Genomic DNA, 14,892 nt, shown 5'->3' on the forward strand with positions numbered 1-14,892 from the left:
GTGTGGAATTTGACGGTTTTGAGGTAAATTCTGATCTTCCGGAATCCGATTCGATTAATGGCGTACTGTGTACGCCTTTGAAAGACTGTTTGACTCTGGATGATTGACAGGACAGCCAGAAATGCCTGCTGAAACTATGGATGACTATCAGGTGCAACATCACCTGAACCAACATCACTCTTCCTCGCTCGGATTCCGGGCTCTGGTCATATTGCTGATCGCTCTTATCGGAGGCGTCAGTTGCGCCCAGTGGGTCAGGGGAATCCGCGTTGAAAGTTATGTGGGTTCACTTCAGGCTCCCAAAACGATTGTGACCGCCCGCAATGATGCCGTCATTCAGGAAATTCATGTGAAAGAAGGACAGACCGTTGGCAGTGAAGAAATCATTGTCACACTTTTCGATCGTTCGCTGGAAAAAACCTGGCAGGCCAAGCATCAGCAACTGGTCGCTCTCGAAGCCCAACTGGAACAGTCGAAAGCCAAGACGGAAGTCGAACTGGCTTTGAGAAACAAAGAAATCGAATCCGAAGTCTTCAATGCCAAACTGAAATCATCTCAGTATCTCAAAGAACAGTACATCCATCAGATTACGAATCTGGCCTGGCAGGACTTTCTGCAGGATTACGATTCCATATCCAGTACTGGCTCGAATGAAGAAGTATTTCGCTCGCTGGTCTATGAAAGCCGTCTGCCGGATGAGAACCGGATCACTGCCATGCTCCGGCAGGAATCGGCTCGTAACTCTGCCGAAGTCTTTGCAGCCCGGGTCAAACTCTGTGAAGAACAGATGGCAGAACTCAAAGCCCTGCAGAGAAAACTCCCGCAGCAGATCCGTCTGGCAATGGGTGTAGAAGTAATTCAGAATCGATTGAAGCAAGTCAAAAGTGAACTGAAACAACTCGAAATACAACGCGAAGACCTGCAACTCAAAGCTGGTCAGTACGGCACCGTAGGCATCCTGGAAAAGGAAGTCGGCGATTCAATCCAGAAAGGTGCCCCCATTGTCGAGTTGTTCGATAAAGAACATCCCTACCTGGTGGTCGAAGTTCCCTCCCGCAAGATCAGTCTCTTTGACGAAGGTACCGAAGTCAAAATCCTCTTCTCGGGAGATTTGAAGGGCAAAGGCCTCGTTAAGAAAATCTCTGAGCAGGCAGTTCGGAAGCCAGGCTCCAGCGAGAGCATTATTCTGGTGCATGTCGAACCCGCAGGACCGTTATGGCCAGACCTGCCCATGGGAACAACCGTCGACATCTCACTAAAAAAATAAGTGATCTACGCCGAGTTCCGGGAATTTCATTCCAGGTTGAGGGAAATCCTAACCACTGACAATTCCTTGCCTTCCGTCGATTGCGCCTCTGGTGAATGAATTTCGACTTGCATTCCAGACAGAAAAGCTACAATATTTGTCAATCCAGCGGTTCTCGACAGGAGTGATTTTTCGCTGGAAACCTGAGCTTTTCTCTCTCAAACGCTTTGGGAACTGCTATCAGCGCCCCATCTTCTGCGAGAGAATTCAGGTACGTTCTTTAACAAATCGGGTCGTGCGGCTGCAGGAAGCTGGTTCGCCGAGTTTCATTCTCAAACCATTTGCAGTGAGGAGAAGACCGTTGGGTAATTCAGCTACCATTCCTTTTTCGACTTATCAGTTAGACCAGCTTCCGGTCGATGTGATTGAGGAGATGAAGCTGCGCACCTGGGCACGAAAGAACTACACCGAAGAATCGCAGCGCGACGATCTCTGGCATCCTGTTATCCTGGACGAAATGCTTCGAATCGATCAGGAATAATCTCGACTCTTCCGGAGCGTCTGACTCAGTATTCTTTCATCACAGGAAGAATCTCTGTCTGGCGCTCCCCGGCTGTTACATGAACTTTGTGGGCATCATCTACAAAGACATTGACCTCGCTTCGCACCCCGAATTCCGGTAGATAGATTCCCGGCTCAATCGAGAAACAGGTTTGAGGCAGAATCAGCCGTTCCTCATGGGTTTCCAGGTTGTCCATATTGGCGCCGTTCCCATGTGTTTCCTGCCCGATGCTGTGACCGGTACGATGCACGAAATACTCGCCGTACCCTGCCTGTTCAATGACATCACGACAGGCCTGATCGACTTCCCATCCCTGCAGTGCTTTTCCCGTGGCAAATGACTGTTCAACCAGAGTAATGCCGGCATCTCGCGCACGCGCCACGATCTCAAAGATCTCTGCATATCTTTCCGGAACTTCACTTCCAACAAACCCTACGCGGGTCATATCGCTGTAAACGCCACGGGGCATATCGCATTTTGCCCACAGGTCGATCAATACAAAATCCCCTTCGCGAATCGCCGTCTCTGATCCGGTACCGGTTTCATAATGCGGATTGCCACTATGTGCTTCACGGGCCACAATCGGCGGATGGTAGGTCGTCAGCCCGGTCTCCGCAAAGTGCTGCATGATCTTATCACACACTGCCTGCTCTTCGACGCCCCCGTTCTCTCGCACTTCTTGTGCAATGAATGACCAGGCGACATCAAACGCTTTATCGGTTGAAACCCCCGCCCGCTGATGCAGTTCCCACTGCTCCAGATCCCAGACCGCTTCGAACAGCTGCACCAAATCTCCAGACGGCACAATCGAGCTCACGGTTTCACGTACCAGTTCCACGGTCCCCGCATCGACTCGGGAAATATAGGGATTGGCATTGCGGGGAGAATACTCCATCGCCACCGCACTGGTTCCCTGCAGGATGGAAGCCAGCTCTGCTTCCAGTTCCTGCCACTTCAGATAGATGACCTTCTCCCCCGGAAGATGATCGAGTGCCCCGGATTCAATCCGATGAACCAGTTTCACCGGCGCACCTTCACGGGGAACAAAGTAAAAAAACCGCCGTGATCCCATGGCGGCTTCGGGGATATCCAGTATCCGTAGAGCCAGCACATTGCTGCCCCGAAAATCATAAAACAACCAGCCATCCAGTTGGAACTGATCTAATGCAGCCTGTACCCGGGAAAGATCGAACATCGTCTCAATGCCTGCTGATTCAGAGTAAGAGAAAAATTGGTTTGGCAAATCGCCGTTACTCAAATCAATGTAAGACGTTAGAAATATTATTGCAAGAAGAGCTTTGATACAGCATCCCACAAATTGAGCGAACTTCCGGGAAAAACCCCTTGTTTGCCGCTGCTTTCTGTTGCGTATCCCGGGAGCGGTCTGGACAATAAACCCCGGTTGTTAGATTCCCCCATCTAAATCACATTAAATCAATCATCTCTTATCTGAGACTGAGGAGAAATTACGATTTCTACTGTATCGACTGAACTTGCTTTCCAGAAATGCATTTCACCTGATTGTGCAGCCACCTATTCCCTGGATGAAGTCTTAACGGGCTGTCCCAAGTGTGGGGAATTACTCGATGTCACCTACCAGTGGGACCAGGTGACGTTGCCTCAGTCATTACGTGATTTTGAAAAACGCTGGAGCCATCGCAATCGCCCTCTGGATTTCAGTGGCGTCTGGCGGTTTCGAGAACTGCTTCCCTTTGCCCGTGACGAACAGATCATCACAATCGGTGAAGGCCAGACGATGCTCAAGTCGTCTCAGCCAGTCGCGCGCTATGTGGGGCTCAACGAAGACGGTCTGTTTTTGCAGTACGAAGGTCTGAACCCTTCAGGCAGCTTTAAAGATAACGGCATGACCGCAGCTTCTACTCACGCCACAATGGTTGGCGCGAAAGTGGCCGCCTGTGCCTCGACCGGAAATACCAGTGCTTCGCTGGCTGTCTATGCCAGTGTGGCACAGAAATTCAAAGTCGTTGTCTTCGTAGGCAGCGGAAAGATCGCGTTTGGGAAACTCTCTCAGGCACTCGATTACGGCGCAAAAACGGTTCAGATCCAGGGTGACTTCGATGATGCCCTGGCACGCGTGCGTGAAGTCTGTCAGACCGAAGGCATCTATCTCTGTAACAGCGTAAACCCGTTCCGCCTGGAAGGTCAGAAATCGATCATGTATCGGGTCCTCGAAGGACTGGACTGGCAAGTCCCAGACTGGATCGTTGTTCCGGGCGGAAACCTGGGGAACTCCAGCGCTTTCGGCAAGGCCTTCATGGAACTCAAGGAACTTGGACTGATCGAACGCATTCCCCGACTGGCTATCATCAACGCGCAAGGCGCCGATACCCTGTACCAGCTCTACGAAAAAGAAGGACTCCGCTGGAACGAGGGACGCTATGATCGCGATCGCTCGACCGATTTCTTTACGAAAATGGACCAGGAGGACCGTCGGGCTTCAACTCTGGCCAGTGCGATTGAAATTAATCGTCCGGTCAATTTCTCCAAATCACTGCGCGCCCTGGATGTCTGTGATGGCCTTGTCCGTGAAGTCAGCGACCAGGAAATCCTGGATGCGAAAGCACAGGTAGGAGCTGGGGGATTCGGATGCGAGCCCGCCAGCGCTGCCAGCGTTGCTGGTGCGAAACTTCTCAAAGAAGAAGGAGTCATTGCTGCCGGCGACCGCGTGGTCTGTATTCTGACCGGACATCAACTGAAAGATCCTAACGCCACAGTGGCTTATCACTCTGCAACTGATGAACATCTGGATGAAAAACTGAAAAATCATGGCGTAAACAAAACGCCTTTTTCGAACGGACCTATTGTCGTTGAGAATGATTTAGATAAAATAATAAATGTGATTCGATCTTTCTAATCATACTTTGGCGCTGAGAGCTTCCTGTTAATTGATACAAAATCTTAATGCACATCAGTGTGTTTCAGCTTCGCATAAAAAGAGATTCTGTAACCGATGAGAATTAAGATAAGGGAAAAGGAATGAGCACACCCTTTGAGGAATTGGAATACCTGGCTGACTTTCTCCCTGAAGAAGGAGAGTCGGTAATTGTTTCACGGAATCATGGTGAACTGGTCTGTGAAAATTTCCAGAAAGAGCGCCCGCTTGATGAGATGGCCAGCCCCGAATTTTACGGACATCTGGTGCACGCCAACGAACGGCTCAATGCGCTGGTAGCCCGCCCGGTCTGGATTGCATTACTGGCCTGGTTCTGGGTCTGTGTTCTCATTCATGATAGACTGGAATTGAGCTGGGAGGGCTGGTACCTGGACCTGGGACTGGGCCTCGTGGCGATGGCAGTCTGCTATGCTGCAATCCGCTTCCGTCAGGATCGCTACTTCAAAGAAGAAGTGCGTCCCACGCTGAACCGTCAGATGTATGGCAGCAATCTGAGCAAATACGCTCTGGTCGGGGTAATCAGACAGCGTCCTGAACTACGAACTCTACTCGATACGCTCTCGCGTTCCCTGAACTAAGTTCCGGACAGGTGATCCTCAATCCGTGGGGTTCTCATACGCAATCCGTCCCCGGATATAAAGATCGGAATCCAGCTGTTGGATCGCAGACTCCGTGACATTCGCATAGTTGGGGATCTGCTCCAGTCCGACTCCCGCAATCGGAGTGATCGCGGCCCCGCCTCCCACAATCTTGGGGGCAACAAAAACGTGTATTTCATCAATCAGCGCCGCATCAAAACAGGAACCGAGCAATCCCCCTCCCCCTTCGATCAACAGGTTTGTCATCTCTCTGCGTCCCAGTTCCTGCAGGCACTCCCTGAGATCGGGAAATGCTGCCCCTGACTGAGAATCGTTCCCGGTCAATAACACTTCGACGCCTGCCTCCTCCAGTCGCTGAACGTTTTCAGCAGGTGCAGACCGATGGGCCATCACCATTACGGGGGCATCAGAAATCGTCTGCACCAGTTTTGAACGACTGGCAAGCGTGGCCTGTGAGTCCACCACGATGCGGGTGGCAATCCGTTTGCCCGCAGGTCGCGCTGTCAGCAGTGGATCATCTGCCAAAGCCGTCTGATGCCCTACCATAATCCCATCCATACGCCCGCGCAGCTGATGCACAATTTCCCGCGACCGGGCATTCGAAATCCACTGCGAATGCCCCGTGCGACTCGCGATTTTCCCATCCAGCGTCATGGCCCATTTGGCATGCACCCAGGGCAGTCCCTGTGTCACCCGCTTTACGAATGGCCGCACAAGCTGCTGCGCTTCCGCTTCCAGCAGCCCCAATTCGACTTCAATCCCGGCCTGTTTCAACTCAGCGATTCCTCCCCCGTCCACATGGGGGGCTGGATCACGCATCGCGATCACGACTTTCTTGACGCCCGCCTGAATCAGAGCCTGTGAGCAGGGACCGGTTTTCCCATGATGACAGCAGGGTTCCAGCGTCACATAAATCGTGGCTCCTCGGGCCAGATCACCAGCCATCCGCAATGCATGAATTTCAGCATGGGGTCCGCCACACTGCTGATGATATCCCTCGCCCAACAGCTGCAAGCTTTCATTCACGATGACCGAGCCGACCGCCGGGTTGGGTTCGACAAAACCTTCTCCCAGACGGGCCAGTTCCAGGGCACGCTGCATGACGGCTTCAGTGCTGGAAAACTGTCTGATCGGGTCCACGGCACGCAATACTTTACTTCATAGGATAATACTAAGCTGCCCATCCACAGAAAGATCAGCTCGTATGGATTACGATTGACCCGGCAGCCAGAGCTTGGAACCGGAACCGGAATCAGCCTCGGGAGCCGCTTCACCAGGAGACCAGATCCCCTCACTGGAAACATTTCCCGCCAGGTCGCCGGTATCTAACAGGGACGACTCCTTAATCCAGGGAAGATCCAGATCAAAGGCCTGCGCAAACGCCTTCAGGTACTCCCTGATTTGAGGCATCTTTTTCCCATAATTATCCCAGATCCCTTTCATGAAATCAGAAAGACCGGGATCGGATGTATCTTCCAGCCGGAATGAGAGTTCGCGCATCTTCCACTGCAGCTCACTCTCAAATGCATGCTCTGGTTGAGCCTGGGCATTTTCCTGGCCCTTATGAATCCAGGACAGCATCTCCTCACGCTGATTTTTCTTGTGACAGATTTCTGTCAACGTCGTATAAACCCGATCCAGATCAACTTCTTTTATGCATTCGTCCCGGCTCAAAACTTCAATCAATACGTCATATAGAAATCGTGGATGCCGGATGAGCAAGGCACGATTGAAGATATACATTAATTGTGGATCACTGAGCTCTTTGACCGGAATACGGTTTTGTGTCATCGAGGAACAGGTATTGAAATGGGAAGACGCATCGACCGCCAGAGGTGCCAGCTCTGAAATACCCAGCTCCGGATCCAGCTCTGAAAAATCCAGAAAATGCCCGAGCGAGAGCGTCTGCGCGTCGAGGACATAGGCCGCTGCCGTCAAAGCGACTTTCAGGCTATCTTCTTTTGCCGCTTCAGCGGGAGTCTTTCCGTCCAGTCCCGCCAGTGGTGTCTCTGACCAGGTCTCTGAGAGCAGTTTTTTCCACTGCTCTGCTTCCAGTTCCCGGCGTTTGAGAATGGGCATTTTCTGCGGAAAGCTCCAGCGAAAAAAGAGGGGCCACTGTTCGGTAGGGATTGGTGAAAGGGGGGTGCCTGCCTCTTCACTGTCTGGTTCCACCTCCTGCAGACCGCACTCTTTTTTACCTTCTTTACCCAACGCGGCTTCAAAAATCTGTTCCGTCTTTTCCAGCTGATCCCCTTCATAGGCATACAACCGAACGATAGCAGGGTTCCCCAATTGTCGATCTGCATCAAAGACATCGATGTCGCCAATCACCACTGGGACTGTTTCGAGAGTAATCCCCTCACCCCGGGAATCAGCATCGAGCTCTGAATTGAGAATCTGGTAATAAGCCGCAGGCGTCGTCTCTTCCGGATCTTGAGCCGGAGGAACGTTGCCTCTCAAAACCTGGGGATGCAGGTCCATTTGAGTCAGGAACCTGGAAAGCGATTCGACTTCAAACACTTTCTCAATCGAATTCACGACTTCGCCGGTATTATTCAGATCGAGCAGTTGTGCCAGCGTTTCCAGTTCGACCGCTTCGGCAAAATCAGACTCGATACCAGCCGCCTGGTGAAACAGTTCAGCCGCTTTGACTTCATCCGTCGCCCAGGCATAGCAGAACGCTGCATTTTTCCAGAGTGTGACCAGGCCGGTCGCTTCTGCAAGCTGTTTGAACAGACTGGCTGAGGAACGATAGCACCCCAGATTTGCCAGGCGCTGTGCTTTTTCAAAAGTGGCCTGCTGTTCGCTGTCTTCCAGCGGGCAACGCTCCAGCACATGCACCCCACGGAACTGGTATGGGATCTGGTCATCGCCATCAAATTCCAGCAGGTTCATGAATAGATTTTGCTGATACTCCTGAGAAGCGACCCGCATCGCCAGTGCAAAATGTTCCCGCGCAGCCAGGTAGTAACCGCGCATCTGCAGGGCAATCGCAATACTGATCGCCAGGGGAGTTGCCAGGCTGACGTCAACCGCAGCGCACTTTTGCAACGCCGTATAAATCGTTTTCTGGGACCGTTTGTATCCGTGTGCCAGAAATGAAGAAGTGGCCAGCAGGGAATGTGCGGCGGGGTGATCCGGCTCGCGTTCCAGGCATTCATTCAAGGGGACCAGTGCATCTTCAAACCGTCGTTCGGCCATCAGAATTTGAGCTTCAGTAATATAGCTCAAGGGTTGTTCGGGATGTTTTTTCTTCAGACGATCCAGCAATTGCAGTGCGGTTGCAGTCTGGTGAGTCTCGTGCAGATGTGAGATCTTGCTGACCTCGTCTCCAATCGAATGACAGCAAAATTTATATTTCTTACCACTGTTGCAGGGACAGGGATCGTAGGGATCGATACTCATAACCTCGGCCTTCTTGGTTTCCAGGATGGGTATTTGGCGGACTGGCAGCTCTCTCGGAAAACATTTTTCTGATTCAGGATCGAAGTAGAGTGTCTGCTGAATGACCATCAGAATTCAGCAGACCATCATATCATATCAGAAACGCGCATGACACGCGCTGCTCATAGACTTCTACAAGAAAAAAAAGACTCTCAAGCTCACTCAGAACGTATCTGTTTCAACGAGCAAGTCCTGAATTTTAAGCAGCGGCGTTACCGGGCTGATGTCAGCTGTCTAAAGCCTGCTTCAAATCGGCAACCAGATCGTCTGGATTTTCAATACCCACGGAAACTCGAACCGTTTTTTCGGTAATGCCGGCTTCTCGTCGTGCCTCTTTAGTCATTGAGGCATGGCTCATGCTCTCCGGATATTCTATGAGAGATTCGACCCCTCCCAGAGATTCCGCCAGCAAAAACAACTTGGAGTTCAGCATCACTTTCTCCGCGACCGGACGTCCCTCTTTCACATCAAAGCTCAGCATCCCGCCAAAACCACTCTGCTGGCGTTTCGCCAGCTCATGATGGGGATGTGATTCCAGTCCGGGATAATAGACGCGTTCCACTTTGGGATGCGCTTCAAGCATCTGCGCCAGCGCCAGCGCTCCCCGCTGATGGGCTTCCATGCGCGGGCCCAGGGTCTTCACCCCTCTCAATACCAGCCAGGCATCAAACGGCGAACACCCCAATCCCAGAGCATTCGAAATATACGCAACCCGTTCAGCCAGTTCTTCTGTCCGCGAAACAACACAACCGCCCACGACATCAGAATGACCGTTCAAGTATTTCGTTGTCGAGTGCAAAACAATGTCGACACCAAATTCGATGGGACGCTGGAGGTAAGGAGAGCAGAAGGTATTGTCGGCAATCGTGATGATGCCCGAACCAGACTCTGACGCCACCTTGGTCACAGCCTGAATGTCGACCAGATTCAGCAGGGGATTGCTGGGGGTTTCAATCCAGATTGCTTTGGTTTCCGGAGTGATCGCCGAGCGTACGTTTTCAATATCTCCCATCTTGACGAAGGAGAACTTGACGCCCCATTTGGTAAACACGTCCGCAAACAGACGATAGGTTCCGCCATAGATATCATCACCGGCAATAATGTGATCGCCGGGCTTAAACAGATGCATGGCCAGTGTGATGGCAGCCATCCCGGTGGCAGTCGCGCGACAGGACACGCCTCCTTCCAGAGCAGCAATATTTTCTTCCATTGCACTGCGGGTCGGGTTTCCGCTGCGTGTGTAATCAAACCCCTTATGGCTTTCCAGGCTGTCCCAGTAGAAAGTCGAAGTCGTGTAGATCGGAGTTGTACAGCTGTTAAAAGTACTGTCTTTGTCGACTCCGGTGTGAACACACTTAGTTTCAAAACGCATAGCTAACCATCCAATTTCATGATTTGTCGATGTAAAAGTCCCCTGAGAATTCCTCGGGATTGTCGCCTCTTTCCGAAAGACACCGGAGAAGATCCAGGGTTCTGGTCATTGCAGGTTTAGTGAAGAATACAGACCTGAACCGCTGGTTGCCACTCTGCTGGCACTACAACAGCGCACAAATTAATCTGTACAGGGTTCCCGTAAGACCTGCAATCCGCGAACCCATGACCTGGCAATAACTTGTTGCCCGGCCCGCTGATCAGCGGGCATCATCAAATAACGGCGTCGACAGGTAACGCTCACCCGAATCGGGCAGAATCACAACAATCGTTTTGCCTTCTGCTTCAGGGCGTTTGGCAATTTCTAAAGCAGCGTGCATGGCTGCTCCACAACTGATGCCGCAGGTAATCCCTTCTCTTTTGGCGATATGACCAGCCATCCCGAATGCTTCATCATCGGTGACCTGGATCACTTCATCGATCAGCGAAGTATCGCAGTTAGCGGGAATGAATCCAGCTCCGATCCCCTGGATTTTATGTTTTCCAGGCTCACCGCCGGAAAGGACCGGACTGCTTGTCGGTTCAACAGCCACTGATTTTACATTGAGCCCCTGGTCCTGCTTAAGGAACCGTGAGACACCTGTGATCGTTCCGCCTGTACCGACACCCGCAACAAAATAGTCCACTTTCCCTTCAGTATCCTTCAGAATCTCGGGACCTGTGGTTTTAAAGTGAATTTCCGGATTTGCCGGGTTTTCAAACTGTTGTGGCATGTAGAATTCCGGACTCGCCGCCAGTTCTTCCGCCTTTTGAATCGCTCCTTTCATCCCATCTGCGCCTGGTGTCAGAACCAGGTTGGCACCGAAGCCTTTCAGCATCAGCCGACGTTCGACCGACATTGAATCCGGCATGGTCAACGTCAATTGATAACCGCGGGCCGCACACACAAAGGAGAGTGCAATTCCCGTGTTCCCACTGGTTGGCTCCACAACCTGCATCCCGGGTTTCAGCTTCCCGCTCTTTTCCGCATCCCAGATCATGTTCGCACCGATACGGCACTTCACACTGTATGCCGGATTTCGGCCTTCAATCTTAGCCAGGATTGTCGCCTTCAACCCTTCCGTTAAATGGTTGATCTTAACCAGAGGGGTCCGACCGATTGTTTCTGAGTTATCTTGATAAATGGGCATGTTTCAACTCTTTCAATGAGGGGAACTTCCAGATGAATTCAAATACGGACCAGCGACTGAAAGATTGCCGGGTTTGGCGTAAACAGTTAAAGGACTGGAATTTGACAATCCTCGTCAGCTCGCCTGTATTATGTAAGATCGCCGAAAATGAGGCAATCCCTATCTCATTCCGTAACAAAGAGCAAAACTGGGACAAATACAGCTGGCTGATTTCACTCAAATCTCGCAGGAAATGAAAGTCCCCCCTGATCTGCTGACTTCCTTAATCCTGCTGAAACTTAAGCGAGAACGACGCCGTAGGCCCAACAGTCTGTTTCCGACCTGAGAAAATCATGGCTTCACCAGGGGCACTGACCGTCCCGTCTGCCTCCACCGTCAATTCTTCGATCCGCGAATGCGGGTCCAGTTGTGAAGCATTCTGATACTCTGACCACTGATCCGCAGCATATACCGTCTCCAGCCAGTGGAACTGTCCGGGACTGTACAGATTAAAATCACAGAAACACTGTTTCGATTGCAGATTCAAAACGATGTCGCACTGACTCACCGCCGTCAGAGTCAGATGACAATGACTCAATCGATCGACATACACGCCGGTACCAGATCCGCTGATCACCGAATGTTCCATGATCGCGCGGGCCCCATTCCTTACACTGAGCCCCATCTGGCTTCCAGCCCCGAATACAGACACATTCTGAGCAAACAGAATTGTCTGGCACATCAGATTCTGTTCAGCGCCAATCAGATGCCCGGGGTTCGATCCCGCTATATCGATCTCACTCCGGGCGTTCTTGCGGATCTGACAATCGACCAGCGAATGATACCCTCCCACCAGGCTGACCCCCACCTGATTCAATTCAGCCAGCACGCCGTTATACACAGAGCGCGACGCATTCACATCCTGGATTCCATAAAAGTTGTTATGAACGTAAGCGTTCTGAACGATGAGTCCTCCGGCCTCATGAATCGAAATGCCGTCATCACCATTATGCCGCGCAATGACGTTTTCCAGTCGAATTCCGCGACAATCTCCATGAATATTAAAGCCGTCGTTGGAGAAATGTTGACAGATCAGGTTCCGACAGGAAATATAGCTGGCACTCGTCAGGGTAAAACCACTGACGTGCAGTGTGGCCTCCAGGTCGTAGTCAGCAGGCTGTTTTCCCGCTTCACAGTAAAAATAGATCCTGCTGGTCTTGCGGTCCCAATAGTGTTCTCCCTCCTTCAACACGTCCCGGTTTGGGGCTGCGGGAAGACGTTTCCCACGGGACACCAGAAACGGATTTCCATAAGGTGTCTTTTCCAGTTGCAAAACATAGACTCCCTTCCCGATCGATTTCCACTGCTTCGCATCAAGGGCCTGCAGTCCTGAGACCACCGCACCATTGCCCTCAACAACAAACGGTCGATCGGGTGTCCCCCCCAGTCTGCGAAACAGCATCGGCTCCCGGTAAGAGCGTCCTGTATTGCTGAGTTCAATCCTGTCGCTGGTCTGGCAAAGTGCAATCGCCCTGGCAATCGTGGCAACAGACGATTTTTCAGAAAGCCCGTCGTGCTCATCGCTGCCGGTCTGGTTATTCACATAATAAGTAGCCGCCTGTACAAACGATGGACTCCAGACTCCGCTGATCAGCCAGATACAGAGAAGAATGGAATAAAACTGTTTTGTCAAACAGCGCGAAGCACAGGGCAGGAAAGATTCTGGCATGAATATGGATCCGAAATCAGTGGCTGGTTTTACCTGAGGAATCAGGGGTCAACTGTGAGGGAACAGGTAGGGAATAATCTGCATCTGAAATGCCTGTAGACTGAAATAGCCAAAAAAGGCAGCCGCCCAGACCATCACCACAAATCGTAGCGGGCTGGTGCTGATACTGCGACTCAGGATTTTCGAATTCATGTACAGCAGAATCATGGAATACAGGAACATCACTCCGCCATTCATGGCTGCCGAAGTTTTGATCAGGAACAGTGGCTGGCTGAACTGGGGGTTGATCGAACCGTAGAGCAGAATCGCAGACCCCAGCAGAATCTCACCCCAGAGGAAAACATAATATAACTTACTCAGAGACCAGTGCTCGTTTTCCCGCAGGTAATTGACCTTGAGAATGTCCGCTGAAATCCGCGCTGTCGCATCGAGCACGCCCAGTTCCGTCGTCAACAGAATTGCGGTTCCCATCAACAGAAACATCAGCTTGAATGTTCCCCCCAGCTTGGCTTCCAGTAAGGTCGCCTGCCCCCAGATGAAATTCATCCCCTCGCCGAACTTGTCCATTCCCTCCATGAGCTGGCCCTGGGCATCATAAAACAGGGAGTAAGAGATCAACGACAGCAACACCAGGCATGCCAGACACGTCAGAAAGAAACTCAGAAAGTGTTCGATGTTCGCTGCCTTCCACCACTGCTTCCAGCGTGCCTGATTCTCCGGCGTATGTTTGAAGTGATACCCCACTTCACTGACCGCTTCTTCCTGCCCCGTAATCGGACTGGTAATGCGACCGATATACTGCCCCATCCCATAACCTTTGTCCTTGATAAAATTACTTTGCCCCAGGTTCATTGTTCCCCCGGCTCCGGCAAAGGCGAGTGCCCCCAGCAGTGCCATCGTTCCCAGACCACTGGAGGAATCAGGCATCTTACCGATGCTGACCGCCCCTTCCAGCATGGAAGTGATCGCATACGGTTTGATCAGGTAGATCCCCAGAATGACGGCGATCACAAAGATCATGCCCACCAGAAAGATCTGAATTTTTTCGACCGTGTTATAAACCACTGGCCCGGTAGTGAGCACCACGCCTACCAGCAGCAGACCGGCGATCCCCAGAAACGCGCTATATTTAGCCTCGTACTGCAGACCAGTCCCTTCCTGAAGATTCTGATACAGTTGGCCCGCCTGATCCGGAATCTCATGCTCCACAAAGGCCCGACTCAACTGATCGCGTTCCGCTTCATTCATCGAACCGCGCCACTTCAGTGTCCCTGATGTGGGAGCGTAACTCGCTTTTCCTGAAACCTCCGCCAGATCGAATTTCGCTGGGGCAGGCTCCAGTTGTGCACTGGCGATTTTTTCTGGCCCCAGGAACGTCCAGCTCAACATGGTCCCCGCACCGGTCGCCCAGCCAGGCCAGGCCCAGGGAACAATATTCAACAACAGCATAATCCAGGCCCAGTTTTTATTCAGACGACAAAAACCGGTAATCGCACTTTCGCCGGTCGCCAGCGTCCAGCGTTCGATTTCCATGTTCATAAAAAACTGGGTAATCACTCCCAGCAGACAGGCCCAGAAGAAAATGAAGCCGGTTTTATATGTAATATAAGGCCAGAGCACAAACTCGCCCGATCCCAACGATAACCCTGCCAGCATGATGCTGGGACCGATCATCTTCATCCAGGAGATCGCGGGAGGCAGATCACGGTACTTTAATGGAGGCAGTGACTGATGAGGAATCACATCATCGGGCACCAGTTCTTCTGGATCAGCAGCTGTATCTTCTGACATGGAGAGCGTCTTTCTTGAATGGCAAGCAAAATTCAGAGGAAAATCATTCTAAGCCGAATACCAGCAG

At 51.7% G+C, this 14,892-nt stretch carries 11 protein-coding genes; 4 read left to right on the forward strand and 7 right to left on the reverse strand.

Annotated features, from left to right (window positions below; translation table 11 throughout):
* Window positions 1–121 precede the first annotated feature (121 nt).
* Window positions 122–1,267, forward strand: coding sequence for an HlyD family secretion protein (locus Enr10x_RS27980; RefSeq protein WP_145452315.1), 1,146 nt, complete (start codon window positions 122–124; stop codon window positions 1,265–1,267).
* 340 nt (window positions 1,268–1,607) lie between these two features.
* Window positions 1,608–1,787, forward strand: coding sequence for a hypothetical protein (locus Enr10x_RS27985; RefSeq protein WP_145115242.1), 180 nt, complete (start codon window positions 1,608–1,610; stop codon window positions 1,785–1,787).
* A 25-nt stretch (window positions 1,788–1,812) separates the two neighbouring features.
* Here Enr10x_RS27985 and Enr10x_RS27990 read toward each other — a convergent pair whose 3' ends face one another.
* Window positions 1,813–3,003, reverse strand: a complete 1,191-nt coding sequence (locus tag Enr10x_RS27990; RefSeq protein WP_145452316.1) for a M24 family metallopeptidase — start codon at window positions 3,001–3,003, stop codon at window positions 1,813–1,815.
* Window positions 3,004–3,273: 270 nt separating this feature from the next.
* On the opposite strand from Enr10x_RS27990, the gene thrC reads away from it, so the two are divergent.
* Together thrC and Enr10x_RS28000 are read left to right on the forward strand one after the other, a co-directional pair.
* Window positions 3,274–4,683, forward strand: a complete 1,410-nt coding sequence (thrC, locus tag Enr10x_RS27995) for a threonine synthase (RefSeq protein ID WP_145452318.1) — start codon at window positions 3,274–3,276, stop codon at window positions 4,681–4,683.
* A 122-nt stretch (window positions 4,684–4,805) separates the two neighbouring features.
* Entirely contained in the window at window positions 4,806–5,300 is a 495-nt protein-coding gene (locus Enr10x_RS28000; RefSeq protein WP_145452320.1) for a hypothetical protein, read from the forward strand.
* Window positions 5,301–5,318: 18 nt separating this feature from the next.
* Here the strand turns inward: Enr10x_RS28000 and ribD are convergent, their stop codons facing one another.
* The 6 genes from ribD to Enr10x_RS28030 form a co-directional block, all read right to left on the reverse strand.
* Window positions 5,319–6,461, reverse strand: coding sequence for a bifunctional diaminohydroxyphosphoribosylaminopyrimidine deaminase/5-amino-6-(5-phosphoribosylamino)uracil reductase RibD (gene ribD, locus Enr10x_RS28005; protein ID WP_145452322.1), 1,143 nt, complete (start codon window positions 6,459–6,461; stop codon window positions 5,319–5,321).
* Window positions 6,462–6,530: 69 nt separating this feature from the next.
* Window positions 6,531–8,726, reverse strand: a complete 2,196-nt coding sequence (locus Enr10x_RS28010) for an SEC-C domain-containing protein (RefSeq protein WP_197997647.1) — start codon at window positions 8,724–8,726, stop codon at window positions 6,531–6,533.
* 265 nt (window positions 8,727–8,991) lie between these two features.
* Window positions 8,992–10,137: a trans-sulfuration enzyme family protein gene (locus tag Enr10x_RS28015; protein ID WP_145452326.1), complete on the reverse strand. Its 1,146-nt coding sequence runs from the start codon at window positions 10,135–10,137 to the stop codon at window positions 8,992–8,994.
* Window positions 10,138–10,396: 259 nt separating this feature from the next.
* Entirely contained in the window at window positions 10,397–11,326 is a 930-nt protein-coding gene (gene cysK, locus Enr10x_RS28020) for a cysteine synthase A (protein ID WP_145452328.1), read from the reverse strand.
* Between the two features lie 262 nt (window positions 11,327–11,588).
* On the reverse strand, window positions 11,589–13,034 hold the full coding sequence (locus Enr10x_RS28025) for a right-handed parallel beta-helix repeat-containing protein (RefSeq protein ID WP_145452330.1): 1,446 nt from the start codon (window positions 13,032–13,034) through the stop codon (window positions 11,589–11,591).
* Between the two features lie 48 nt (window positions 13,035–13,082).
* Window positions 13,083–14,825: an Nramp family divalent metal transporter gene (locus Enr10x_RS28030; RefSeq protein WP_145452332.1), complete on the reverse strand. Its 1,743-nt coding sequence runs from the start codon at window positions 14,823–14,825 to the stop codon at window positions 13,083–13,085.
* Window positions 14,826–14,892 lie beyond the last annotated feature (67 nt).

Source organism: Gimesia panareensis, assembly GCF_007748155.1.
In the GTDB taxonomy this organism is placed as follows: Bacteria; Planctomycetota; Planctomycetia; order Planctomycetales; family Planctomycetaceae; genus Gimesia; species Gimesia panareensis.